Raw genomic sequence first — 24293 nt, forward strand, 5'->3', positions numbered from 1 at the left:
CTAGGTCGATTAGACGTCGAGGTTGGCGACCCGCAGGGCGTTGGTCTCGATGAAGTCACGACGAGGCTCGACCGCATCACCCATCAGGGTGGAGAAGAGCTGGTCGGCACCAACGGCGTCGTCTATGGTGACGCGCAGCATGCGACGCGCTTCCGGATCCATAGTGGTTTCCCACAGCTGATCCGGGTTCATCTCGCCCAGCCCTTTATAGCGCTGAATGTAGATGCCGCGCTTGCCTTCGCTCATCAGCCAGTCGACCGCTTCCACGAAGTTGGCAACCGGCTTGACCTTCTCGCCACGCTTGATGAAACCGCCTTCCTCGATCAGGTTGGCGATCTCCTTGCCCAGTGAAACAAGCTGACGGTACTCACCGGACTGCAGGAAGTCGTAGCTGATCGCGTATTCACGGTCGACCCCGTGCTGACGCACCACGGCGTGCGGCACGAACAGGCGGCGCTCTTCATCACGACGCACCTGGATCTGGTACTGGATACCGTGGTTGCTCTCGTTGAGCACGGCTTCCATGCCCTGACACCAGGCCAGCAGGTCGCTCTCGCTGGCCAGCAGGGCTTCGTTCAACTCAGGCTGATAGATCAGCTGGGTCAACACGGCATCCGGCGCTCGACGGGACATGCGGGTGATCAGGTGAGAGACAGCACGGTGCTGGTTGACCAGACGCTCCAGCGCCTCGCCACCTATGGCCGGGGCAGACTCGTTGACGTGCAGGGTAGCACCATCCAGCGCCATGGCGGTCTGGTACTGCAGCAGCGCATCTTCGTCTTTCAGATACTGCTCCTGCTTGCCCTTCTTGACCTTGTACAACGGCGGCTGGGCTATGTAGATGTAGCCACGCTCGATGATCTCCGGCATCTGACGATAGAAGAAGGTCAGCAACAGAGTACGGATGTGCGCACCATCGACGTCCGCATCCGTCATGATGATGATGTTGTGGTAACGCAGCTTGTCCGGGTTGTACTCGTCACGACCTATGCCGCAGCCCAGGGCCGTGATCAGGGTGCCCACCTCTTGCGAGGAGATCATCTTGTCGAAACGGGCCTTCTCCACGTTCAGGATCTTGCCCTTGAGCGGCAGGATAGCCTGGTTCTTGCGGTTGCGGCCCTGCTTGGCGGAGCCGCCAGCAGAGTCCCCTTCCACTATGTAGAGTTCGGAGAGGGCCGGGTCTTTCTCCTGGCAGTCTGCCAGCTTGCCTGGCAGGCCGGCGATGTCCAGCGCACCCTTGCGACGGGTCAGTTCGCGCGCCTTGCGTGCCGCTTCACGGGCACGGGCCGCATCGATGATCTTGTTGACAACTATCTTGGCATCGCCCGGGTTTTCCAGCAGGAACTCGCCGAGCTTCTCACCCATCGCCTGTTCAACGGCTGTCTTCACTTCGGAAGAGACCAGCTTGTCCTTGGTCTGGGAGGAGAACTTGGGATCCGGCACCTTGACGGAGATAACGGCAATCAGACCTTCACGCACGTCGTCGCCACTGGCGGCAGACTTGGCCTTCTTGCTGTAATCCTCTTTGTCCATGTAGGTGTTGAGGGTACGGGTCAGCGCGGTGCGGAAACCCACCAGGTGAGTACCACCATCCCGCTGCGGGATGTTGTTGGTGAAGCAGTAAACCCCTTCCTGATAGGCATCGTTCCACTGCATGGCGACTTCGACACCGATGCCGTCCTGCTCGGTGGAGAAGTGGAACACCTTGGGGTGGATCGGGGTCTTGTTCTGGTTCAGGTATTCAACGAACGCCTTGATACCGCCCTCGTAGCAGAAATGCACCTCGCGGCCATCCCGCTCGTCCTGCAGACGGATGGAGACACCGGAGTTGAGGAAGGAGAGCTCGCGCAGACGCTTGGCCAGGATCTCGTAGTGATACAGGGTATCGGTGAAGATGGTCGGACTCGGCCAGAATCGCACCTCGGTACCCGTGCCGCTGCTGCTGTCGCCAATCTGCTTGAGCGGTGCCTGCGGCTCACCCAGGTGATAGGTCTGCTCGTAGACATGGCCGTTGCGACGAATGGTCAGCAACAGCTTGTCAGAGAGGGCGTTTACCACTGAGACGCCCACACCGTGCAGGCCGCCGGACACCTTGTAGGAGTTGTCATCGAACTTACCGCCGGCATGCAGCACAGTCATGATGACCTCTGCGGCGGAGCGGCCCTCCTCCTCGTGCATGTCTACCGGGATACCCCGGCCATTGTCACGCACGGAAACGGAACCGTCGGAATGGATCTTGACCAGAATATCGGAGCAGTAGCCAGCAAGAGCCTCGTCAATGGAGTTATCGACGACCTCAAACACCATGTGGTGCAGACCTGAGCCATCATCCGTATCGCCGATGTACATCCCCGGGCGCTTGCGGACCGCATCCAGGCCCTTCAGTACCTTGATATTCGAGGAGTCGTAAGTATTTTCACTCATAGCTTACTCTCTGCCTTCTCTAACGTTTCGGAGATCTTGCCTTGTTCCACGTGGAACAACTTGCAGTCATTCGCATCCATCATGTCTGCGAGCTGACCGGTATCGATGGCGGTGATAAACACCTGGGACGCACACTGCTTCAGCCTTGCGGCCAGCAAGCGACGCTTGTCGACATCCAGTTCAGAGGCAAAATCGTCAATTAAAAAAATACAGCCACGGCTGCTATGTTGATTCAAATAGAGCCCTTGGGCCAGTCGCATGGCACAGACCAACAACTTCAGCTGACCCCTGGACAAAATATCCTGAGCGGGCACCCCGTTCGCCTTGAGTCGCACATCGGCCTTCTGTGGGCCGACCCCTGTGTAACCCAGCGAACGATCTCGCTCAAACCCCGCCTCCAGCAAGTCGCCGAGAGGAGTTTCTTTCTCCCAGCCCCGGTAGAAACCGAGACTGATGTCGAATTCCGGCAGAAAATCCGCCGTCATCTCCTTGATCAGGGGCGTAATGGCCTGACAATAGCTCGCACGGAACATGGCCAGTTCACCCCCGAGCCGCACCAGCTCCTGATCCCAGAACGCCAGCTGGCGATACTGGGTGCTCTGGCGCAGCAGCGCATTGCGCTGTTTCAGCAGACGCCGCACTCGTCCCCACAGGGAGAAAAAGGTCGGTTCCTGATGGAAAACGCCCCAATCCAGCCAGGCCCGGCGAGCCTGGGGCCCGCCCGTCAGCAGGTTGAAGCCATCGGGATGGATCAACTGCACCGGCAACAGCTCGGCCAGATCGGCCAGTCGCTGGGCCTGGGCCCCGGCGATCTTGAGCTGGGTCTCGCCACTCTTGTCTTTGGCGAGCCCGATGGGCACCTGACGCCCTTCCAGTTCGCACTGGGCAAACAGGGTAAAGGCCCGCTCCCCTTGGCGGATGACCCGCCCGGTAAGGTGAGTACGAAAGGAGCGACCGAGACCAAGGTAGTGAATGGCTTCCAGCACGCTGGTCTTGCCGCTGCCATTGCACCCGACCAGAATATTGAGGCCGGGAGACAGCTTGAGACTGGCCTGCTGGATATTGCGAAAGTCGCTGAGCTGGAGTTTGACCAGGGACACGACTAGATCCGCATCGGCATCACCACGTACTGAGCATCCTGATGATCAAAATCCTCAATAATGGCACTGCTGATGGAATCGCTCAGGCTAATCCGAATTTGGTCACATTTTAACGTATTCAGCACGTCCAGCACATAAGAGACGTTGAAACCTATCTCCATTTCGCTGGCCTCGTATTGTACGTCAAGCAGCTCTTCGGCTTCTTCCTGTTCCGGGTTGTTGGCGGTAATGCGCAGCAAGTTTTCCTGCAGATTGAGACGCACCCCACGGAATTTCTCGTTGGAGAGGATGGCCGCGCGGGCAAAAGCCTGACGCAGATCCTCACGACCGGCGATCAGGGCCTTGTCGCTGTTGCGCGGGATAACCCGGCGCCAATCGGGAAAGCGGCCATCCACCAGCTTGGAGGTGAAGATGAAACCATCCAGCGCGGCGCGCAGGTTGCTGCGCCCGATCTGCAGTCGTACCGGCTTGTCTTCCGCTTCCAGCAAGCGCACCAGCTCAAGCACACCTTTACGGGGCAGGATAACTTGATGATCGGGCAGCGATTCTTCCACTACCTCGCGACGACAGGTGGCCAGACGGTGGCCATCAGTCGCTACGGTACGCAGACCGTGGCCCTCGCTCTCGAACAGCATGCCGTTCAGGTAGTAACGCACGTCCTGGCTGGCCATGGAGAACTGGGTGGCGTCGATCAGCTTCTTCAGCTCCTGCTGGCCGATATCGAATTCGAGCACGGATTCCCAATCCTCGATATTCGGGTATTCACTGGCTGGCAGGGTCGACAGGTTGAAACGGGAACGACCGGAACGGATGATCAGGCGCTCGCCTTCGGTGTTGAGGCGTATGTCCGCCCCTTCCGGCAGACCGCGGCAGATATCCAGCAGCTTGCGCGCCGGCACTGTGGTGCGGCCATCCTGGCTCTCATTATTGAGATAAACCTGACCTATCATCTCAACTTCCAGGTCAGTCCCGGTCAGCGACAGCAAACCCTGGCTGACATCAAGCAGGACATTGCCGAGGATCGGCAGGGTCGGCCGGCCACCAAGGGCACCGGACACCAGTTGCAGAGGACGTAACAGGGCCTCACGGCTAATTTCGAGCTGCATCTGTGCTCTCCGTTGTTATCGGGACGAAAGGATTCGAATCAGGTTGGAATATTCGAGCTGCATCTGTCCACTCACCGTTGTTATCAGGAGGAAAGAGTTCGGATCAGGTTGGAGTAATCTTCCTTGATGTCGTGGCTCTCCTCCTTCAGCTGCTCGATCTTGCGGCAGGCATGAAGAACGGTAGTGTGGTCACGACCACCAAAAGCATCCCCTATTTCCGGCAAACTGTGGTTGGTCAGCTCCTTGGCCAGTGCCATAGCCAGCTGACGCGGACGGGCAACGGAGCGTGAGCGGCGTTTTGACAGCAGATCCGCCAGCTTGATTTTGTAGTACTCCGCCACCGTCTTCTGGATGTTGTCGATGGTGACCAGCTTCTCTTGCAGTGCCAGCAGATCGCGCAGCGCTTCGCGCACGAAATCTATATTGATGGCACGACCGGTGAAGTTGGCGTTGGCGATCACCCGGTTGAGGGCGCCTTCCAGTTCACGGACGTTGGATCGCAGACGCTTGGCGATGAAGAAGGCCACTTCGTCCGGCAGATGGATCTGGTTCTCGTCCGCCTTGCGCATCAGGATAGCGACACGGGTCTCCAGCTCCGGCGGCTCGATCGCCACGGTCAGGCCCCAGCCGAAGCGGGACTTGAGGCGATCCTCGACACCGTTGATCTCCTTCGGATAGCGATCCGAGGTCAGGATGATCTGCTGGTTGCCTTCGAGCAGCGCGTTGAAGGTATGGAAGAACTCCTCCTGGGAGCGCTCCTTGTTGGCGAAGAACTGGATGTCATCGATGAGCAGGGCATCGACGCTACGGTAATAACGCTTGAACTCTTCAATGGCGTTATTCTGCAGCGCCTTCACCATGTCCTGCACAAACCGCTCGGAGTGCATGTAGATGACTTTGGCGTCTTTCTTGCGCTCCTTGATGGCGTTGCCAACGGCGTGCAGCAGGTGGGTTTTGCCCAAGCCAGTACCGCCATAGAGGAACAGCGGGTTGTAAGCGCCACCCGGGTTGTCGGCTACCTGACGGGCAGCCGCACGGGCCAACTGGTTGGACTTGCCCTCGACGAAGTTCTCGAAGGTATAGTTCACGTTGGTGTTGCTTTTGTGGTTCGGCTCAGGCTTGGCTTCAGCCTTGCTTTCCCAGCTCTTCTGCAAGTTATTCACAGGCGCAGCACCCCGCGCCGGCGCTCTTGCGACCGCGACGGGATGGGGACGATTACCTATATCAAAACGCAGGGTGGGGCCATCGACCCCACAGAGTTCATTGATGATGCCGTTAACCCGGATGAGATACTTGTCTCGTACCCAGTCCAGAACAAAGCGATTCGGTGCATACAGGGTCAGAGTATTGTCACTCAACTCCGCTTGAAGCGGCCGGATCCACATGCTGAATTCTGCCGAGGGCAACTCATCTTGCAGCCGGTTAAGGCACTGCTGCCATAGCGAAGCAGTCACTCTAGACTCCCGTCAATTGATTAACTAAAGACCGGCTATTCTACGTTTTTAGCGGCTGGATCTCTAGCCGCCACCTCGCGGATCCAGCAAATAAGATCCTTGACTTTCAAGGATCCAGCATCGCTGGATCTGATTTCATCCCCAAAGTTACCCACAGCCTGATCCATCCAGGATGGCACCAAAGATCCAGACCTGAACCGGTTATTTTATATAACCAAATATCATTTATTCTTTAGCTTTTATTCCAATAACATCAACGCAAATCCAGTGATTACAACTAAAAATACAGAACAACAGAGAGAGGAATCCCCATGACATCATCCATCAAGCTGGTCTCCGGTGCCGCCATTCTGCTGGCCGCCCTGTCCGGTCAAGCCATCGCCCAGGAAACCATCAAGGTCGGCATGTCCGGCAAGTATTTCCCGTTCACCTTCGTCAAGCAGGACAAGTTGCAAGGCTTTGAAGTGGACATGTGGAACCAGATCGGTGAGCGCACCGGCTACAAGGTCGAGTTCGTGACCGCCAGCTTCTCCGGCCTGTTCGGCATGCTGGAAACCGGCCGTGTCGATACCATCTCCAACCAGATCACCATCACGGACGAGCGCAAGGCCAAGTACGCCTTCTCCCAGCCCTATGTCTATGACGGCGCCCAGATCGTGGTCCGCAAGGGCAACAGCACCATTCACGGCATCAAGGATCTGGAAGGCAAGAAAGTCGCGGTCAACCTAGGCTCCAATTTCGAAGAACTGCTGCGCAAGAATGACCCGAATAAGAAGATCGATATACGTACCTATGACTCCAGCTTCGAGCAGGATGTCGCCCTAGGTCGCATCGATGCCTTCGTGATGGACCGCGTCTCTACCGCCCAGCTGATCAAGGAATCCAAGCTGCCGCTGCAACAGGCCGGCGCACCGTTCGAAACCATCGAGAACGCCCTGCCCTTCCTGAAGACGCCGGAGAAACAGGCCGTACTGAAGAAGGTCGACGACGCCCTCACCGCCATGCGCAAGGATGGCTCCCTGCGTCAAATCTCCGAGAAATGGTTCGCCTCCGACATCACCGACAAATAAATGATGGAATTTGACCTCGAGTACACACTAGGGCTGTTCCCCATCCTGCTCAAATATCTGGGCACCACGATGGAAATGGCTCTGTGGGGATTCGTCTTGGCACTCGTACTGTCGCTGACCCTGGCGATAGTACGGGTGTTTCGCATCCCCGTGATCCACTGGCTGGCGATGCTCTATATCTCGTTCTTTCGAGGTACTCCCCTGCTCGTCCAGCTGTTCCTGCTCTATTACGGACTGCCGCAACTGTTCCCCATCTTCGTGGGGATGGATGCCTTTACCGCTGCCATCGTCGGTCTGACTCTGCACTTCGCCGCCTACATGGCCGAATCGATCCGCGCCTCCATCATCGGCATCCACAAGAGCCAGATGGAAGCGGCGCTCAGTATCGGCATGAGCCGCTACCAGGCGATGCAGCGGATCATATTGCCGCAGGCGGCCCGCATCGCGACCCCGTCGCTGATGAACTACTTCATCGACATGATCAAGAGTACCTCGCTGGCATTCACCCTGGGCGTGGCCGAGATCATGGGCAAGGCGCAGATGGAAGCCTCTTCCTCCTTCAAGTTCTTCGAGAGCTTCATGGCGGTGGCGCTGGTCTACTGGGTAGTGGTGATTTTCTTTACCCGCTTGCAGCATCTGCTGGAAGTACGCCTCAACCGTGCCTATTAAAGGAGGGATGCAATGATCAAGTTAACCGGCCTCTCCAAGGCATTTCACGGCAACAAGGTGCTCAACAGCATAGATCTGGAGGTCAGGAAGGGAGAGATAGTGGTCATCATAGGCCCCTCCGGTACCGGCAAATCGACCCTGTTGCGCTGCCTCAATCTGCTGGAAACCCCGGATGCAGGCACCCTTGCCATCGACGACCTTGAGCTGAACCTGGCCAACGCCAGCGAGCAACAGGCCATCGAGCTGCGCAAGCGCGCCTCCTTCGTGTTCCAGAACTACGCCCTGTTCGCCAACAAGACGGCGCTGGACAACATAGCCGAGGGGCTGATCACCGTCTGGAAGCAGCCGAAGGCGGAGGCCCGCGCCACTGCGCTGGGCATCCTCAAGGACATAGGGCTTGCCGACAAACAGGATGCCTATCCGGCGTCTCTCTCCGGCGGTCAGCAACAGCGGGTCGGTATCGGCCGCGCCATGGCGGCTCACTCCAAGGTCATTCTGTTTGATGAGCCCACCTCAGCCCTCGATCCCGAGTGGGTCGACGAGGTACTTGGGCTGATGAAGGAACTCGCCCGCCAGCACCAGACCATGGTGGTGGTGACTCATGAGATTGAATTTGCTCGTGATGTTGCCGATCGGGTGATCTTCATGGAGGGGGGCCGGATCGTGGAACAGGGCCCGCCGGATCAGATATTGGTCGATCCCAAGGATCCCCGCACCCGGGAGTTCTTGCGAAAAGTGCTTAAGTAGCTCTCTCTTTGGCGGCCTTGCCGCCTTTTTTTATTGGAGGATCCTTGTTTAACCCCGGGTTGCCAGTATAATCCGGAGCCCTTGATCCTCCGGATCCTGTCAGCTTATCCTGCTTATTTATAAGTCAGGGCAAGAATGAGAGGGAACGGCGGATTGACTAAAAGCCGAACTCTGTTTAGAATTCGGCCTCTTTTGCTAGTCGTCACACGCTATAGCTGGCGCGTCGGCTAAGTGTGACAATCAAAACTGTACAGAAATACGGAATCGAATCATGAAACGTACTTTTCAACCGTCCAACCTGAAGCGCAAGCGCTCTCACGGTTTCCGCGCCCGCATGGCAACTGCCAACGGTCGTAAAGTTCTGGCCGCTCGTCGTGCCAAGGGTCGTGCCCGTCTGGTAGTTTAATGCCAACGCCGCACACCTTCTCTCGGGAGTTACGTCTGTTAACTCCCGAACACTTCAAACGCGTTTTCGCCGAGCCTGTCCGGGCCGCTTCTCCGCAAATTACTCTTCTCGCCTGTCCCAATACCCTCGAACATCCCCGTCTTGGCCTCGCTGTGCCCAAAAAAGCACTCAAGCGTGCCGTATGGCGTAATCGTGTCAAACGAGTGGTCCGGGAAAGTTTCCGTCTCAATCAAGCCAACCTGCCCGCTATCGACATCGTCGTGATCGCCAAGGGTGGCGTCAAAGAGATGGATAACGAGGAGTTATTCAAGTTACTGGAAAAGCTATGGCGCACTCTGTCACGCCGTTGCAATGGGTAGCTGTCAAACTGATACGCCTGTATCAGCTAATCATTAGCCCTCTGCTCGGGCCGCGCTGCCGTTTCACGCCAACTTGTTCCCAATTTGCGATAGAAGCAATCCGACTTCACGGTTTCATAAAAGGCGTTTGGTTAGCCAGCAAACGTCTATTAAAATGCCATCCCTTATCCGAGGGTGGTTATGACCCGGTTCCGCAACCAAAGCGAAGAAACTGAAGACTATGGAATCACAACGCAATCTCATCCTGATCGGTTTGCTGTTCGTGAGCTTTCTGCTCTGGCAACAGTGGGAGTCTGACAAGGCTCCGAAGCCGGCCCCGACTACCGTGGCCCAAACCGAACATTTCGTACCTGAAGCCGGTCAGACCGGTGATATTCCTCAGGTTTCCGAGCAAGCCAACGCAAACGCCGCACGCAAGCTGATCACAGTCTCCTCCGACGTGCTCAAGCTGACCCTGGATACCCAGGGTGGTGACGTCGTGTCTGCCGAACTGCTGTCTCACAAGCTGGAAGAGGGCAAGGACCAACCGTTCGTGCTGCTGACCAGTGCCCCGGAGCGTCTCTATATCGCCCAGAGCGGTCTGGTGGGTCGCAACGGTCCGGACAGTCAGGCCGAAGGTCGTCCTACCTATGAAGCCGCCCAGACCAGCTACCAGCTGGCCGATGGTCAGGATCAAGTCGTCGTTCCGATGACCTGGACCGACAGCAAAGGCGTGGTCTTCACTAAGGAGTTCATCCTCAAGCGTGGCGACTATGCCGTTGGTGTCGATTACAAGATCGACAACAAATCTGCCGAGCCGGTTCAGGTGCAGTTCTATGGTCAGCTGAAGCAGACCGTGGCCACGCCGAAGGACCAGGAAGGTCATGCCATGGTAGCCAGCGCTTACCGTGGTGGCGCCTTCTCCAGCGAAGAGACTCGCTACAAGAAGTACACCTTCGACGAGATGAAAGATGCCGACCTGAACAAGACCACCAAGGGTGGTTGGGTCGCCATGCTGCAACACTACTTCGTCTCTGCCTGGGCACCGAATGCCGATGATACCAACAGCTTCTACAGCCGCGTGATCCCTGGTAAAGGCCAGGCCATCATAGGTTACAAGGCGCCGCTGGTTGACGTGGCCGCAGGCCAACAGGCCGAAGTGACCAGCAAGCTGTGGGTGGGTCCCAAGCTGCAAGACCAGATGGCCAACGTGGCAAACCACCTCGACCTGACCGTCGACTACGGCTGGCTGTGGTTCATCGCCCAACCGCTGCACTGGCTGCTGACCGTGTTCCACGGTTTCGTCCAGAACTGGGGTGTGGCCATCATCATGCTGACCCTGCTGGTTCGCGGCATCATGTTCCCGCTGACCAAGGCCCAGTACACCTCCATGGCCAAGATGCGCATGCTGCAACCCAAGATTGCGGCCCTGCGTGAGCGCTTCGGCGACGACCGCCAGAAGATGTCTCAGGGCATGATGGAGCTGTACAAGAAGGAGAAGGTCAACCCGCTGGGTGGCTGTCTGCCGATCCTGGTGCAGATGCCGATCTTCATCGCCCTTTACTGGGCCCTGATGGAATCCGTCGAACTGCGTCACGCGCCATTCGCGCTGTGGATCACCGATCTGTCAGTGAAGGACCCCTTCTTCGTGCTGCCAATCCTCATGGGTGCTTCCATGTGGTATCTGCAGAAGATGAGCCCGACCACGGTGACCGACCCGATGCAGCAGAAAGTGATGCAGTTCATGCCGATCATCTTCACTTTCATGTTCCTCTGGTTCCCGGCTGGCCTGACTCTGTACTGGTTGGTGAGTAACGTCATCTCCATTACCCAGCAGACCATCATCTATCGTCAGCTGGAGAAGAAAGGCCTGCACACGCGCAGCTAATCTTCCCGTGATGACAAAAGAGGCGGCCTTCGGGCCGCCTTTTTTATTACAATGTCTCCCACTACGTTTTCCTATCAGCGAACAAACGAGCCAAGCAAGATGACAACAGATACGATCGTGGCCCAGGCCACCGCGCCCGGCCGTGGCGGCGTTGGCATAGTCAGGGTCTCAGGCCCCGCCGCCGAACAGGTCGCAGAGATAGTGCTCGGCAAGCTCCCGCGGGTGCGCTACGCCGAATATCTGCCGTTCAGGGATGAGCAAGGCCAACCGCTGGATCAGGGCATAGCCCTGCTGTTCAAGGCCCCCAACAGCTTCACCGGCGAGGATGTGCTGGAGCTGCAGGGTCACGGCGGCCCCGTCATCATGGACATGCTGGTGCGCCGTATCCTGCAGATAAAGGGGCTGCGCCCTGCCCGTCCCGGCGAGTTCAGCGAGCGCGCCTTCATGAACGACAAGCTGGACCTGGCCCAGGCCGAAGCCATCGCCGATCTGATCGAAGCCTCCAGCGAGCAGGCCGCCCGCAGCGCCATGCACTCCCTGCAGGGGCAGTTCTCCAGTAAAATCCAGCAGCTGGTGGAGAGTCTGATCCGGCTGCGCATCTATGTGGAAGCCGCCATCGACTTCCCGGATGAGGAGATCGATTTTCTCTCCGACGGCAAGGTGGCGGGCGATCTCTACGCCATCATGGACGAGCTGGATGGCGTGCGCGGCGAAGCCAAGCAGGGAGCTCTGCTGCGGGAAGGGATGAAGGTGGTGATCGCCGGTCGTCCCAACGCCGGCAAGTCCAGCCTGCTCAACGCCCTGGCCGGGCGCGAATCCGCCATCGTCACCGAGATTGCCGGCACCACTCGCGACGTACTGCGCGAGCACATCCACCTGGATGGCATGCCGCTGCACATCATCGACACCGCCGGCCTGCGCGACACCCAGGATCAGGTGGAAAAGATCGGCATCGAGCGCGCCTGGGCAGAAATAGCGCAGGCCGACCGGGTGCTGTTCATGGTGGATGGCACAACGACCGATGCGATCGACCCGCGGGAAATCTGGCCGGAATTTGTTGATCGGTTGCCAAAAAACATCGGCCTCACGGTCGTGCGCAACAAGGCCGACCTGACCGGCGAAGATCTGGCTCCAAGCCAGGAGCTGGGCCATGCCGTCTACCGCATATCCGCCAAGACAGAGCTGGGGCTGCCCGCCCTGCGCGAGCACCTGAAAGCCTGCATGGGCTTCCAGGGCAACACCGAGGGGGGCTTCATGGCCCGCCGCCGCCACCTGGATGCGCTGGAGCGCGCTGCCGAGCGGTTGCTGGTGGCCAAGGACCAGCTGGAAATCTATGTCGCCGGTGAGCTGGTGGCCGAAGAGCTGCGCCTGGCGCAGGAGTCCCTGTCCGAGATCACCGGCGAGTTCAGCTCGGACGATCTGCTGGGCCGTATCTTCTCCAGCTTCTGCATCGGCAAGTAACGCCGCACGGCAGACAATAAAAAGCCCGGGTTTATCCCGGGCTTCTTTGTGCGTTTTTTCTTCGAAAACCTAGAGCCGACGCAGACACCACATGAAGTAAGCGCCCCCTAACAGGGTGGAGACCAGTCCGACCGGCACGTCCTGCGGGAACAGGATCTGCTGGCCGATCCAGTCCGCCGACACCATCAGCAGGGCGCCGGCAGCGGCGGCACCGAGCAGGTGCCAGCGTGCCCGCACCAGTCCCATCAGCTTGGCCATGTGCGGAGCCAGCAGACCGACGAAAGAGAGCGGCCCCACCACCAGGGTGGCACTGGCGGTGAGCACGGCCACCAGCAGCAGTATGGCGAGCTGGGCCCGGTTGAGGCGAATGCCCAGCGCGGTCGCCAGCGCCGACCCCATCGGCAGCAGATCGAGCCAGCGGCTGATGAGCAGGCAGGCTGCCAGCATCAATACCGCCAATGCCACCAGCCCATAAGCCACCGGCAGGGTGACGTAATAGGTGGAGCCGGACATCCAGGAAAGCAGCTGCTGCACCCGCATGTCGCCGTTGGCCAGTGCTATGGCCTGCAGCGGCTCGAACAGCGCCGTGATGGCGATGCCGGACAGCAGGATCCGCTCCGGCTGGAAGCCGTGCTTGCGGTTGACCAGCACCAGCAGCAAGAGGCAAGCGAAGGCGCCGATCAGGCCGCCCAACAGCATAATGGGCAGCGGTAAAGCCGGCAGCAGCAAGGCCGTCGCTATCACCCCCATGAAGGTACCGCCGCTCACCCCCAGCAGCTCAGGGCTCGCCATGGGGTTGTTGCTGACCCGCTGCAGCAGAGTGCCCGCCAACGCCAGCAAGACGCCGGCAGCACCGGCCGCCAGGGTGCGCGGCAGGCGCCACTCCAGCTGGGCCTGCCACCTGAGCCAGCTCGGCCAGCTCCAGCCAGCCATCCCCTGCCCGACCAGCAGGGAGCCTATGATGGCGAACCCCAGGCCAAGCAGCAGCAAGGTGAGCAGCCGAGTCGGGGCCGGATGCCGTGCGACCGACAGGCCGCTTGCCCCCTTCGGCGAGCCGGACTTCAGGGCCAGCCGCGGGATCAGCCAGAGCAGCAGCGGCGCCCCCAGCAAGGCCGTCATGGCACCGGTCGGGATCAGCACGGGCCAGACGTTGCTCAGGGTCTGCAGCAGCAGATCGGTGGCCGTCAGCAGCAGAGTCCCCAGGATTGGCCCCCACAACAGCCGTTGGCCGAGTTGACGGATCCCCAGCAGCCGTACCATGGCCGGCGCCGCCAGCCCGATGAAACCGATCAGCCCCACCACGCTCACCACGCAGGCGGTGACGAACACCGCCAGCCCGAGTCCGGCCAGTCGCAGCTGCTGAAGGGAAACCCCCAGACTGCGGGCGCTGGCATCATCCAGCTCCAGCACCGCCAGCGGGCGCACCAGCACAGCCGCCAGCCCTCCCGCCACCAGCAGGCGTGGCAGCAGATAGCTCACTCCGCTCCAGCTGTTCTGGGCCAGGGAGCCACTGCCCCATACCAGCAGTCCCTTCAGCTCCTCCTGAAAGAACAGCAGCAGCCCCATGCTGATGGCCGCCAGATAGAGGTTGATCACCAGTCCCGCAAATACTATGACCACCGGATTGAGCTGACGGCGCCAGGCCAGGGCGAACACCAGCGCCATGGCGAGGCTGCCACCGGCCATGGCGATCCACTCCCGCCCCAGCAGCAGCCAGGAGGGGGCAAACAGGGTCACCATCATCAGCGCCAGCTGGGCGCCGGAGGCCACCCCCAAGGTGGTCGGCGAGGCGAGCGGGTTGCGCAGCACCTGCTGCATCAGGGTGCCGGCCAGACCGAGGGCGGCTCCGGCCAGCAGAGTCACCGTCAGCCGGGGCAACCAGCTGAAGTGCACCACGGCCTGGCGGACATCATCCAGATTGGGCAAGAAGAGGGTCTGCCACCAGAGCGCGCCCGGTACCTGGCGCGCCAGATCCCAGCAAGCGAGCGAAAGGGTCAACCCCAGCAGGATCAAGGCAGTCCGCAGCAGCGGGGATGGGAATATGTGTTTCATTGACTATCTCCCCTGGCATCCTGCTGCAATGCTTCGCTGAGCAGGCTGGCGAAGCGGCGGGCGGCGAGCACGCCACCGAAGCTCCAGACCGCAGGCAGATGCAGCACAGGTGCCCGCTGCACCAGCGGCAGATGCTGCCACAGGCCGGGCTCCTGCAGCCGCTGGCTCACCCCGACGGGGATGGGATCCACCACCACCAGTCGCGCGACTGGCAACGTCATGAACTGCTCTATGCTGGCCACCGAGAAGCCCCAGGCATTGGTCTCTCCCTGCCAGGCGTTGCGCAGGCCAAGCCGCTGCATCACCGCCTCGAACAGGCTGTGGCGACCAAATACCCGCACGTGGCGCTCATCGATGAACTGCACCACCAGCAGGGGCGGCAGATCCGCTGGCAACTCGGCCCGCATCTGCGCCAGATCCCGATCAAGCCCGGCCAGCAGTCTCTCGGCCTCTGCCGTTTTGTTCACCAGCGCCCCTATGGTCAGGGTCGCCTCATGGAGCCGCTGCCACAGATCGGTTTGCGGATCATAGAGGGCGATGGACTGCACGGGTGCGATGCGGGACAGGGTTGGTGCCAACGGCGCCGCCAGCGGGGAGATGAGGATGCGATCGGGTTTCAACTCGGCCAGCAGCTCGCGATTGGGCTGAGCCCGCAGTCCTATATCCACCACCTCGGCCGGCAGCAGCGGCTCGCCGACCCAGGCACGGTAGGAACTGACATCCCCCACCGCCAGCGGGGTCACCCCCAGCGCCAGCAAGGTTTCGGCTATGGTCCAGTCAACGGTGGCGATGCGGGGTACCGGCGCGGAGGCGGTCGGAGACATATCGGCCTGCGCCACAAACGGCAGAAACAGGCTAATAAGGCAGGGCGCCATCTTCTTCAATAAACGGTTCAAGAGAGGCCCTCGGTCAGACAATGGCGATGGCATGGTCATGAGCCGGGTGGCGAATGACCTCCATCGGGAGGCCATGGTACATGGAGTGCAGGGTCTCGCCAGTCTGCAGTGATATGGGAACAAATAAACTCATCGGGATAACAAGCCTTATCTAAACGATGGCGATGGCGTGGTCATGGGCCGGGTGGCGAATGACCTCCATCGGGATGCCATAGATGGCGTGCAGGGTCTCGCTGGTCATGATCCGCTCTGGCTCGCCATGGGTGAGCAGGCGGCCCGAGTGCAGTGCCACCAGCCGATCGCAGAAGCGGGAGGCCATGTTGATGTCGTGGATGACTATGATAACGCCGAGGTTAAGCTGACGACTGAGCTGCTTGACCAGGGTCAGCACCTCCACCTGATGGGCCACGTCCAGCGCGGCCAGCGGCTCGTCCAGCAGGATGAAACGGCTCTCCTGGGCCAGCAGCATGGCCAGCCAGACCCGTCCCCGCTCGCCGCCGGAGAGGGTATCCACCAGCCGGTCGGCGAAGCGTTCGGTATGAGTGAGGGCGATGGCCCGCTCGACCTGACGCTGATCCTCCTCCCCCATGCGGCCCAGCAGGCCGCGCCAGGGATAGCGACCCATCTTCACCAGCTCGCGCCCGAGCAGATTCTCGGCGCTCGGCAGATGCTGGGGCAGATAGGCCACCTGACGGGCGAAGTCCCGGTTGCCCCACGCCTGCAGCGGCTTGTCATCGAACAGGATCTCGCCGTCACTCAGTGGCTGCTGGCGCGCCAGCAGCTTGAGCAGGGTGGATTTGCCCGAGCCGTTGTGGCCTATGAGGCCATAGACCCGGCCCTGCTCGAAACGCAGGTCCGTTGGGTGCAGCAGCTGGCGGTCATTTACCGCGAAGCTGGCGGCTTTCATCTCAAACATAAGCAATTCCTGTGCTGGCCTGATGCCAGTCTCATCGGTGCCGGCATCAAGCCGGCACCTCGCAATCCAGATGGGCGACGGCATCCCGGCTGACCTGCTCGCGTCGTTCGCCGGTCAGCTCGATAAGCTGACCCTGGCGCATCTCCAGCAGGCGATCGGCCAGCGCGAAGTAGTGATCGTCGTGGCTGATGGCGATCACCGTCTTGCCCATCGCCTTGAGGCGCGGCAGCAGCAGCAGATAGAAGATGCGGCGGAACTGGGGATCCTGATCCGCAGCCCACTCGTCAAACAGCATCACCTCGCGCTGCTCAGCCAGCGCCAGCAGCAGGGCGACCCGCTTGCGCTGACCCTGGGAGAGGTCGATATCGGCGATGAAGCCATCCTCGATGGCGATCTTGCTGCCCATCTGCAACCGATCCAGCCACTCGGCCACCAGCTCGGCCTTGGGCTCGGGCCCCAGCAGGTGCTGGAACAGGTGGTAGTCGGTGAAGATGGCGGAGAAGAGCGCCAGATAGGCGTTGCGATCCGTGACGGGTTCGCCATCCAGCAGGATCCGGCCCGACACCGGCTGATAGAGGCCGGTCAGCAGCATGGCCAGGGTCGACTTGCCGGAGCCGTTGCCGCCTATGATGAAGACTTGCTCCCCCCGCTCGATCACCAGATTGATGGGGCCCACGGCGAAGCCCCCCTCCCCCTGATAGTGAAAGCTCACCTGCTCCAGCTCGATGCGTTGCCAGGCACGGGGCGCGGGCGGCAGCGGGAAGTCGGGATCCGGCTCGGCCAGCGCCAGTGCGGCTATCTTGTCGAATGCCACCTGGGCGGAGAGCAGGGTCGGCAGGGCGCCAATCCCCTGCAACAAGGGCGTGCGCAGGAACAGCAGGGTCAGCGCGAAGGTGGCGGCCACATTGGTGTTGGCCCAGCCGAGGCCATTGGCCAGGAAGAAGACCAGGCCGATGGCCCCCAGCATCATGATATTCGACCAGTTCACCGCGCTCAGGTGATAGGTGTCGGCGCGGATGATCTGCTGGCGATAGTCACGGGCGTTCTGCTCATAGAGCTGGTGGTAGACGAAATGGGCCCGCTCGCGATTGAGCGCCAGCTCCTTGCTGCCGGCTATGATGGCCTGATAGTTCTGGTAGAGCCTGTCCTCGGCCTGACGCATATGGGACAGGTGGTGATAGACGCGGTTCACCAGCAGCCAGCCCACCACCATGGTGACAGTGACCCAGAGGGCGGTGACGCCGAGCAGGGCCGGCGAGAGCCAGCCGAGATAGAGGGCCGAGCCCAGGGTGAGCACCAGCCCCTGTACCAGCTCGGGCAGGCGCACGAAGGCGATGGTGATCTGGCCTATGTCGCTGGAGAGGGAGGCCAGCAGCGGCCCCTGGCCAAGCTGGCGAATGCGGGCGACATCGGTATCCAGCAGTTGCTTGAGCAGACGGCCCCGCAACCGGTAGACAAAATGATGACCGAGTGTAGTCAAGGCCAATTGAGAGCCGAGTGTGATCACCAGCAGCAACAGTATCAAACCAAGCAGTTGGCCAAGTACCGGCAGCGGATCGCCGACGGATTCGACAAGAGAGTGATTGATAAAGGCAATGACGCCGATCCCGCTCACTGCGCTGAGCAGGCTGAGCAGGGTAATGGCGATGAAGGGCCAACGATATTGGCGGTAAACCAGAGACAAGAGTTCCATAACGGACCGGTATTCTAGAGATATGCCAGGAGCAATGTGCAGGGAAAAAGGAGGGCGGGAGCCTGGGCCCCCACCCTTCCTCTATTACCAGCGGTAGTTGATGCTGCCCACTACGCTGCGCGGCTCGCCGTAGTAGCAGTAGTAGTCACAACTCGCCACATAGGTATCACCCAGCAGGTTGTTGACGTTGAGCTGGGCTCGCCAGTTCTTGGCAAAGTCATACCCGATCATCGCATCCCACACGGTATGGGCCGACACCTGAGCCGAACCATAGATGGGGGTGTAGTCCGCATTCACGGCACCTATGCCGACACTGGAGCCGACATAACGCACGCCGGATCCCAGTTCCAGACCGGAAACCGGACCCTGCTGCACCTTGTAGTTGCCCCAGAAGGAGGCCTGGTGGCGCGGGATCAGGCTGGCACGGCGATCCCCCTTGCCGGTGTCGTTGGTCTTGGCATCGGTATAGGTGTAGGCGGCGGTCAGACGCAGTGCCTCGGTGGCCTGCACGCTCCCTTCCAGCTCGACACCCCGGGAGGTCACTTCGCCGGCCTGGGTCTGCTGACCTGAACCGGTGGAGACGAGCGAGTTGGTCTGCTCCAGATCGAACAGCGCCAGGTTGATGTAGCCGTCGAGGAAGCTGGGCGCGTACTTGACGCCTGTCTCGTACAGGGTGCCCTTGAGCGGCTTGTAGGATTGACTGGTGTTGGGATCTATCCCCGGCAACACCTCGAACGACTCGGCGTAGGCAATATAAGGAGAGAGACCGTTGTCGGCCAGGTACATCAGGCTGCCGGAGAGGGAGAGCTCGTGATCATACTGCTTCTCGTTCTTGCCCTTGGCTTCGCTGATGTTGTGGGTCTCCACGTAGTCGAAGCGGCCGCCGCCGGTCAGCAACCAGCGATCGTCCCAGCGAACCTGGTGCTGCGCGTAGAGGCCGCTCTGGCCCTTGGTGCTCTTCTGGTGGGTGGCGGTGGATTCATCAAAACCGGGGAAGCCGCTGTAATCCGGGTTCATGGTGTTGATGGAGCCCATGCCGTAGTTGTCGGCTTCCTGGCCTTCATTGACGTGACGCTGCAGATCCAGCCCCAGCAGCAGGGTCTGTTCCGTGCTGTCGGTGTTCCAGTACCCCACCATCTGGTTGTCCATGGTGGCACTCTTGGTGTTGCCATCCCGGTAGACCAGACCGCGGAAGGCGGTGGTGCCTTCATAGGTCGGGAAGATATAGGTCTGACGCAGCAGCAGATCGTTGTAGTTGAAGCGGACGTTCTGCTTGAACTCCCAGGTCTGGTTGAGCTGGTGGGCCAGCTCGTAGCCGGTGGAGATCTGGGTGTTGCGGTTGCGATCGTAATCCGGCTGGCTCAGGTTGGTGGAGGGATCGATCTGGCCGCCGCTGGTATTGAGCGTGCCGTAGACGGGGAAGAAGCCGTTGGTCGGTACCCCTTCGTCGTGCAGCAAGCTGGCCAGCAGGGTCAGGCTGGTGCGATCCGAGAGATCAAAGGTCACGCTCGGTGCCAGATAGACGCGATCGTTGTAAGTGCCATCCAGCACGCCATCACGCTCTTTATAGAGGGCAACCATGCGGTAACGGCTGTTGTCGGTCAGCGCATCGGAGACATCCACCCCGATCTGGCGATGATCCCGGCTGCCCAGCTGCAGATCCAGCAGCCCCTGCGGGGTGGCGGTCGGCCGCTTGCTGATGGCATTGATCACGCCGCCGGGAGGCGCCTCGCCGTAGAGGATCGAGGCCGGCCCTTTCAGCACTTCCACGCTCTCCAGGCCGAACGGCTCGGGTGTCCAGACATAGTAACCTGTGCCGAACAGGCGGTTGCCGTCCAGATAGGAGGCGGCATCGAAGCCGCGCACCTTGAACCAGTCGGTATTGTTGTCGGAGCCATAGAGGCCGGTCAGCACGCCGGAGCGGTAGCGCAGGGACTCGTCAAGCTGCTGCACGGCGCGCTGATCCAGATCCTCGCGGTTGACCACTGAGACGGCGCGAGGCGTCTCGGCCATGGGCACTTCCACCTTCATGGCGGTGCCTGTCACCACCATGGTTTCGCTGGCCTCGGGCAGTTCTTTCGGTTGTTCAGCCAGTACTGGCAGGCTTGCCAGCAGGCAGGAGAGCGGCAGCAGATGCTGTGCCCCTCTCTTTCGCATCGCTGCGATTGGGGTGTTTTTTTGCGCAATCATATAAGTGTCTCAAATATCAATGAGTTGTTTCTGGTTTCTTATTATTGGTGCCCGGTCATGCCGGTCGGCCCGGTTCCTCAGGCGAATAAAGCAGCGTCATGCTACTACAGGAGCCATGATCGAATCGATTCAATAATTGCTAATCATTTGCATCTGCATTGTTACTTAACGTATCAGGCAGGCGACTTTCGGGCAGAAGAGGAAGGGAGCAGACAGGGGCATCTCTGCTAAAAAGATCGGAGGAAAGAAGAAAGCGAGGGATCCTGCTTTATATAAGGAAAGAAAAGAGGATCCATTATCCCCAAGCTTTATCCATATTTATCCACACCCTTTGACGGTAGAATCCGGGTTCCGCATTTTTCAGGATCCATTCCATGGCCAAACTCAATCTCGTCGTCGGCTCCATGCTGGGCGCCGCCGAATATGTCGCAGACCACGTCGCCAACCTGCTGGAACAGGCAGGCCATCAGGCCGAGATCCACAATCCGGCCACGCTGGCCGAGGTGCTGGCCGAACCGGACGCCATCCTGCTGGTGGTCACGTCCACCCACGGCGCTGGCGATGTGCCCGACAACCTGCAACCCTTCGCCAAGGATCTTGCCGAGCAGCATCCGGATCTTAATGCCTTGAAATATGGCGTGATCGCCCTCGGCGACAGCAGTTATGACACCTTTTGCCAGGGTGGCAAGACGCTGGATCGGCTGCTGGCCGAGTGCGGCGCCAGCCGGATCGGGGATCGTCTCGACATAGATGTCACCCAGCACGAGATCCCGGAAGATGCCGCCGAAGCCTGGATCCAGGGCTGGATGCCATTGATCGCCTGATCAGGGCCTGGGAGATCCGGCAGAAAAGTCTTGATCTCCCCGTTTATCCCCAGATCGCTATCCACCAGGTTATTAACAGATTGATCCTGACGACTTGTTCTACATGGTTACCCACAACGACCGGGGGTAATGTGCATAACTACAGTGTAAAGCTCTGCAAAACCTATAGTTATCCATGTATGAGATCCAGCCCGCCAGCCGCCTGTGTATAAAAGCACTGGTTATCCCCCTGTTCACGGGGCCAGGATCCAAGCTTTTCCACAAGCTGAGATCGCCTTTAAGCAGATGATCTTTATGATCAAAAAGCGCTTATCAACAGAAATGGTGGATCCTAATAAAAGATCCAATAAAAGATCGATCTAAAGATCCTTAAGATCTATTAAGTGGATCCTCCCTCCATACTGACCGTTAAGTAGACGTTCCCCTCTGGACGCGAAACAGATAGAATGTTCCGCCCTCGAGCCCAGGCAAACAACGATCTTCAGACGTGCAGATCAAGGTGATCCCAATGCAATACCATGAACAATTTGATGTGATCGTCGTCGGTGGCGGTCATGCAGGAACCGAAGCAGCAACAGCGGCAGCCCGTATGGGTCTGAATACCCTGTTGCTGACCCACAATATCGATACGTTGGGACACATGTCCTGTAATCCGGCGATCGGTGGGATCGGCAAGGGACACCTGGTCAAGGAAGTTGACGCCCTCGGCGGGATCATGGCGCGAGCCACAGATCTTGGCGGGATCCAGTTCCGTACCCTGAACTCCTCCAAGGGACCCGCGGTACGAGCCACCCGTGCTCAGGCGGATCGACTGCTCTACAAAGCCGTCGTTCGCCAGATGCTCGAGAACTATCCGAACCTGAAGATCTTCCAGCAAGCCTGTGACGATCTGATCATGGACGGGGATCGTGTTGCCGGTGTGGTGACCCAGAGCGGGATCCGCATCAGCGGCAAGACGGTAGTGCTGACCGTAGGCACCTTCCTGAATGGCTTGATCCACATCGGGATGGAAAACTACAAGGGCGGCCGTGCCGGGGATCCTCCCTCGATCACCCTGGCTCAACGGCTGCGCGAGATGCCGCTGCGCATCGATCGTCTCAAGACGGGTACACCGCCGCGGATCGATGCACGCAGCGTCGATCTCTCCGTTATGCAGGCCCAGTACGGCGATGATCCGCGCCCTGTCTTCTCGTTTATCGGCAACGCCAGCCAGCATCCCCGTCAGGTGCCCTGCTACGTCACCCACACCAACGAGCGTACCCACGACGTGATCCGCAACAATCTGGATCGCAGTCCCATGTACGCCGGGGTGATCGAAGGGATCGGTCCGCGCTACTGCCCGTCGATCGAAGACAAGATCACCCGCTTCGCGGACAAGACGGCACACCAGATTTTTGTCGAGCCGGAAGGCCTGACCACCCACGAGCTCTATCCGAACGGGATCTCCACCAGCCTGCCATTCGACGTGCAGGTGCAGATTGTGCGTTCCATTCGTGGTTTCGAAAATGCCCACATCACCCGCCCCGGCTACGCCATCGAATATGACTTCTTCGATCCGCGGGATCTCAAGGCCAACATGGAGAGCAAATGCATCGGCAACTTGTTCTTCGCCGGCCAGATCAACGGCACCACGGGTTACGAAGAGGCCGCGGCCCAGGGCCTGATGGCCGGTTTGAACGCCGGTCTGCGTGCCCAGGACAAGGATCCCTGGCATCCGCGCCGGGATCAGGCCTACATGGGCGTGATGATGGACGATCTCTCCACCCTGGGGACCCGCGAGCCCTACCGCATGTTCACCAGCCGCGCCGAATATCGCCTGCTGCTGCGGGAAGACAACGCCGACCTGCGCCTGACCGCCATCGGCCGCGAGCTGGGTCTGGTGGATGACGAGCGCTGGGGCAAGTTCAACGCCAAGGTGGAACAGGTGGAGCTGGAGCAGCAGCGCATTCGTTCGACCTGGATCCATCCGCAACATCCGTCGCTGGAGGCGGTCAACGCGCTGGTCAATGCCCCGCTGACCCGCGAGCAGAGTCTGGAAGAGCTGCTGCGTCGTCCCGAGGTGACCTACGATGCGCTGATGGCCATCGAAGGCGTGGGTCCGGCGCTGAGCGATCGCGCCGCCGCCGATCAGGTGGAGATCCAGATCAAGTACGCCGGTTACATCGAACGTCAGCACGACGAGGTGGAGAAACAGCTGCGCAACGAGAACACCCTGTTGCCGCTGGACATGAACTACCGCGACGTCAACGGTCTCTCCAACGAGGTGATCGCCAAGCTGAGCGATGCCAGGCCGCAGACCATAGGTCAGGCTTCCCGCATCTCCGGCATCACCCCGGCAGCCATCTCCATCCTGCTGGTTCACCTGAAAAAACACGGCCTGCTGCGTAAAACCGCCTGAGGATCCCCATGCTGGAAAGATTGAACGGCCTGCTCATGCAGGCCGGTATTGTTATCACCGACACCCAAAAGACCCAGTTGGTTCAGCTTGTCGAGTTGCTGCACAAGTGGAACAAGGCTTACAATCTCACCTCGGTGCGTGATCCGGACGCCATGCTGGTCAAGCATATCCTCGACAGCCTGGTGGTGAGCCCTCACCTGCACGGTGAACGTTTCATCGATGTGGGCACTGGTCCAGGACTGCCTGGCTTGCCGCTGGCCATCATCAATCCGGACAAGCAGTTTGTGCTGCTGGACAGTCTGGGCAAGCGGATCAACTTCATCCGCCAGGTGATCCAGGAGCTGGGTTTGACCAATGTGACGCCCGTCAAATCCCGGGTTGAAGAGTATCGGCCCGAGGTGGGCTTCGATGCGGTACTCAGTCGGGCTTTTGCCTCGCTGGAGGACATGCTGACCTGGTGTCATCATCTGCCGTCAGCCCAGGGCAGCTTTTTGGCGCTCAAGGGACAATACCCGGGGCCCGAGCTGGCTCAACTGCCTGCCAACATACGTCTGGTCGCCTCCCATCAACTGGTGGTGCCGGAACTGGAAGGCGAACGTCATCTGCTGGAATTCAAACATGTCCAGCCCGAATAGGGTCGCAGTTTCATTTAGGGGATAGT

20 protein-coding genes are annotated in these 24293 nt (G+C 59.8%); 11 read left to right on the top strand and 9 right to left on the bottom strand.

Annotated features, from left to right (window positions below; translation table 11 throughout):
* Nucleotides 1-9: 9 nt before the first annotated feature.
* From gyrB to dnaA, 4 genes are all read right to left on the bottom strand, one after another.
* A complete protein-coding gene (gyrB, locus tag ACW5XD_RS14435) occupies nt 10-2424 on the bottom strand; it encodes a DNA topoisomerase (ATP-hydrolyzing) subunit B (RefSeq protein WP_456495470.1) in 2415 nt (804 codons plus the stop codon).
* The gene (gene recF, locus ACW5XD_RS14440) at nt 2421-3524 is read right to left on the bottom strand and encodes a DNA replication/repair protein RecF (protein WP_456495471.1); all 1104 of its coding nucleotides are present in this window, start codon (nt 3522-3524) and stop codon (nt 2421-2423) included. The genes gyrB and recF overlap by 4 nt, the downstream gene beginning before the upstream one ends.
* Before the next feature lie 2 nt (nt 3525-3526).
* The gene (gene dnaN, locus ACW5XD_RS14445) at nt 3527-4630 is read right to left on the bottom strand and encodes a DNA polymerase III subunit beta (protein WP_456495472.1); all 1104 of its coding nucleotides are present in this window, start codon (nt 4628-4630) and stop codon (nt 3527-3529) included.
* 83 nt (nt 4631-4713) lie between these two features.
* Nucleotides 4714-6084, bottom strand: coding sequence for a chromosomal replication initiator protein DnaA (dnaA, locus tag ACW5XD_RS14450; RefSeq protein WP_043135284.1), 1371 nt, complete (start codon nt 6082-6084; stop codon nt 4714-4716).
* A 311-nt stretch (nt 6085-6395) separates the two neighbouring features.
* On the opposite strand from dnaA, the gene ACW5XD_RS14455 reads away from it, so the two are divergent.
* The 8 genes from ACW5XD_RS14455 (at nt 6396) to mnmE (ending at nt 12663) form a co-directional block, all read left to right on the top strand.
* On the top strand, nt 6396-7154 hold the full coding sequence (locus ACW5XD_RS14455; protein ID WP_043557335.1) for an amino acid ABC transporter substrate-binding protein: 759 nt from the start codon (nt 6396-6398) through the stop codon (nt 7152-7154).
* Nucleotides 7155-7823 carry an amino acid ABC transporter permease gene (locus ACW5XD_RS14460; protein WP_456495473.1) on the top strand — a complete coding sequence of 223 codons (669 nt, stop codon included), beginning with the start codon at nt 7155-7157 and terminating at the stop codon, nt 7821-7823.
* Between the two features lie 12 nt (nt 7824-7835).
* Nucleotides 7836-8570, top strand: coding sequence for an amino acid ABC transporter ATP-binding protein (locus ACW5XD_RS14465; protein ID WP_043135286.1), 735 nt, complete (start codon nt 7836-7838; stop codon nt 8568-8570).
* 271 nt (nt 8571-8841) lie between these two features.
* Nucleotides 8842-8976: a 50S ribosomal protein L34 gene (gene rpmH / locus ACW5XD_RS14470; RefSeq protein ID WP_005307156.1), complete on the top strand. Its 135-nt coding sequence runs from the start codon at nt 8842-8844 to the stop codon at nt 8974-8976.
* Entirely contained in the window at nt 8976-9335 is a 360-nt protein-coding gene (gene rnpA / locus ACW5XD_RS14475; RefSeq protein WP_042037151.1) for a ribonuclease P protein component, read from the top strand. Before rpmH ends, rnpA begins: the two co-directional genes overlap by 1 nt.
* Entirely contained in the window at nt 9302-9550 is a 249-nt protein-coding gene (gene yidD / locus ACW5XD_RS14480) for a membrane protein insertion efficiency factor YidD (RefSeq protein ID WP_010635605.1), read from the top strand. Before rnpA ends, yidD begins: the two co-directional genes overlap by 34 nt.
* A 5-nt stretch (nt 9551-9555) precedes the next feature.
* On the top strand, nt 9556-11202 hold the full coding sequence (gene yidC, locus ACW5XD_RS14485; RefSeq protein WP_456495474.1) for a membrane protein insertase YidC: 1647 nt from the start codon (nt 9556-9558) through the stop codon (nt 11200-11202).
* A 99-nt stretch (nt 11203-11301) separates the two neighbouring features.
* On the top strand, nt 11302-12663 hold the full coding sequence (mnmE, locus tag ACW5XD_RS14490; RefSeq protein ID WP_456495475.1) for a tRNA uridine-5-carboxymethylaminomethyl(34) synthesis GTPase MnmE: 1362 nt from the start codon (nt 11302-11304) through the stop codon (nt 12661-12663).
* 69 nt (nt 12664-12732) lie between these two features.
* Here mnmE and fhuB read toward each other — a convergent pair whose 3' ends face one another.
* The 5 genes from fhuB to ACW5XD_RS14515 form a co-directional block, all read right to left on the bottom strand.
* Entirely contained in the window at nt 12733-14715 is a 1983-nt protein-coding gene (fhuB, locus tag ACW5XD_RS14495) for a Fe(3+)-hydroxamate ABC transporter permease FhuB (RefSeq protein WP_456495476.1), read from the bottom strand.
* Nucleotides 14712-15539 (bottom strand): ABC transporter substrate-binding protein, encoded by an 828-nt coding sequence (locus ACW5XD_RS14500; RefSeq protein ID WP_456495497.1) that lies wholly within the window; start codon nt 15537-15539, stop codon nt 14712-14714. The genes fhuB and ACW5XD_RS14500 overlap by 4 nt, the downstream gene beginning before the upstream one ends.
* 223 nt (nt 15540-15762) lie before the next feature.
* The gene (locus ACW5XD_RS14505; RefSeq protein WP_456495477.1) at nt 15763-16527 is read right to left on the bottom strand and encodes an ATP-binding cassette domain-containing protein; all 765 of its coding nucleotides are present in this window, start codon (nt 16525-16527) and stop codon (nt 15763-15765) included.
* A 46-nt stretch (nt 16528-16573) separates the two neighbouring features.
* Complete coding sequence (locus ACW5XD_RS14510; RefSeq protein ID WP_456495478.1) at nt 16574-18220, bottom strand: multidrug ABC transporter permease/ATP-binding protein; 1647 nt, start codon at nt 18218-18220, stop codon at nt 16574-16576.
* Between the two features lie 84 nt (nt 18221-18304).
* Nucleotides 18305-20410 (bottom strand): TonB-dependent siderophore receptor, encoded by a 2106-nt coding sequence (locus ACW5XD_RS14515; protein ID WP_456495479.1) that lies wholly within the window; start codon nt 20408-20410, stop codon nt 18305-18307.
* Nucleotides 20411-20784: 374 nt separating this feature from the next.
* Here ACW5XD_RS14515 and mioC point away from each other — a divergent pair, with 374 nt between their 5' ends.
* The 3 genes from mioC (at nt 20785) to rsmG (ending at nt 24267) form a co-directional block, all read left to right on the top strand.
* Nucleotides 20785-21234: an FMN-binding protein MioC gene (mioC, locus tag ACW5XD_RS14520; protein ID WP_103472774.1), complete on the top strand. Its 450-nt coding sequence runs from the start codon at nt 20785-20787 to the stop codon at nt 21232-21234.
* A gap of 508 nt (nt 21235-21742) precedes the next feature.
* Nucleotides 21743-23632: a tRNA uridine-5-carboxymethylaminomethyl(34) synthesis enzyme MnmG gene (gene mnmG, locus ACW5XD_RS14525; protein ID WP_456495480.1), complete on the top strand. Its 1890-nt coding sequence runs from the start codon at nt 21743-21745 to the stop codon at nt 23630-23632.
* An 8-nt stretch (nt 23633-23640) separates the two neighbouring features.
* Complete coding sequence (rsmG, locus tag ACW5XD_RS14530) at nt 23641-24267, top strand: 16S rRNA (guanine(527)-N(7))-methyltransferase RsmG (RefSeq protein ID WP_456495481.1); 627 nt, start codon at nt 23641-23643, stop codon at nt 24265-24267.
* The last annotated feature ends 26 nt before the right edge of the window (nt 24268-24293 follow it).

This window comes from Aeromonas enterica (assembly GCF_054052465.1).

What these genes read in the sequence shown, in the direction of transcription:
- mnmG (WP_456495480.1), top strand. Translation starts at nt 21,743, where the DNA reads ATGCAATACCATGAACAATTTGATGTGATCGTCGTCGGTGGCGGTCAT.
- ACW5XD_RS14455 (WP_043557335.1), top strand. Translation starts at nt 6,396, where the DNA reads ATGACATCATCCATCAAGCTGGTCTCCGGTGCCGCCATTCTGCTGGCC.
- rnpA (WP_042037151.1), top strand. Translation starts at nt 8,976, where the DNA reads ATGCCAACGCCGCACACCTTCTCTCGGGAGTTACGTCTGTTAACTCCC.
- ACW5XD_RS14460 (WP_456495473.1), top strand. Translation starts at nt 7,155, where the DNA reads ATGATGGAATTTGACCTCGAGTACACACTAGGGCTGTTCCCCATCCTG.
- ACW5XD_RS14465 (WP_043135286.1), top strand. Translation starts at nt 7,836, where the DNA reads ATGATCAAGTTAACCGGCCTCTCCAAGGCATTTCACGGCAACAAGGTG.
- ACW5XD_RS14505 (WP_456495477.1), bottom strand. Translation starts at nt 16,527, where the DNA reads ATGTTTGAGATGAAAGCCGCCAGCTTCGCGGTAAATGACCGCCAGCTG.
- yidC (WP_456495474.1), top strand. Translation starts at nt 9,556, where the DNA reads ATGGAATCACAACGCAATCTCATCCTGATCGGTTTGCTGTTCGTGAGC.
- rpmH (WP_005307156.1), top strand. Translation starts at nt 8,842, where the DNA reads ATGAAACGTACTTTTCAACCGTCCAACCTGAAGCGCAAGCGCTCTCAC.
- ACW5XD_RS14515 (WP_456495479.1), bottom strand. Translation starts at nt 20,410, where the DNA reads ATGATTGCGCAAAAAAACACCCCAATCGCAGCGATGCGAAAGAGAGGG.
- ACW5XD_RS14500 (WP_456495497.1), bottom strand. Translation starts at nt 15,539, where the DNA reads ATGTCTCCGACCGCCTCCGCGCCGGTACCCCGCATCGCCACCGTTGAC.
- ACW5XD_RS14510 (WP_456495478.1), bottom strand. Translation starts at nt 18,220, where the DNA reads ATGGAACTCTTGTCTCTGGTTTACCGCCAATATCGTTGGCCCTTCATC.
- mioC (WP_103472774.1), top strand. Translation starts at nt 20,785, where the DNA reads ATGGCCAAACTCAATCTCGTCGTCGGCTCCATGCTGGGCGCCGCCGAA.
- mnmE (WP_456495475.1), top strand. Translation starts at nt 11,302, where the DNA reads ATGACAACAGATACGATCGTGGCCCAGGCCACCGCGCCCGGCCGTGGC.
- gyrB (WP_456495470.1), bottom strand. Translation starts at nt 2,424, where the DNA reads ATGAGTGAAAATACTTACGACTCCTCGAATATCAAGGTACTGAAGGGC.
- fhuB (WP_456495476.1), bottom strand. Translation starts at nt 14,715, where the DNA reads ATGAAACACATATTCCCATCCCCGCTGCTGCGGACTGCCTTGATCCTG.
- rsmG (WP_456495481.1), top strand. Translation starts at nt 23,641, where the DNA reads ATGCTGGAAAGATTGAACGGCCTGCTCATGCAGGCCGGTATTGTTATC.
- yidD (WP_010635605.1), top strand. Translation starts at nt 9,302, where the DNA reads ATGGCGCACTCTGTCACGCCGTTGCAATGGGTAGCTGTCAAACTGATA.
- dnaN (WP_456495472.1), bottom strand. Translation starts at nt 4,630, where the DNA reads ATGCAGCTCGAAATTAGCCGTGAGGCCCTGTTACGTCCTCTGCAACTG.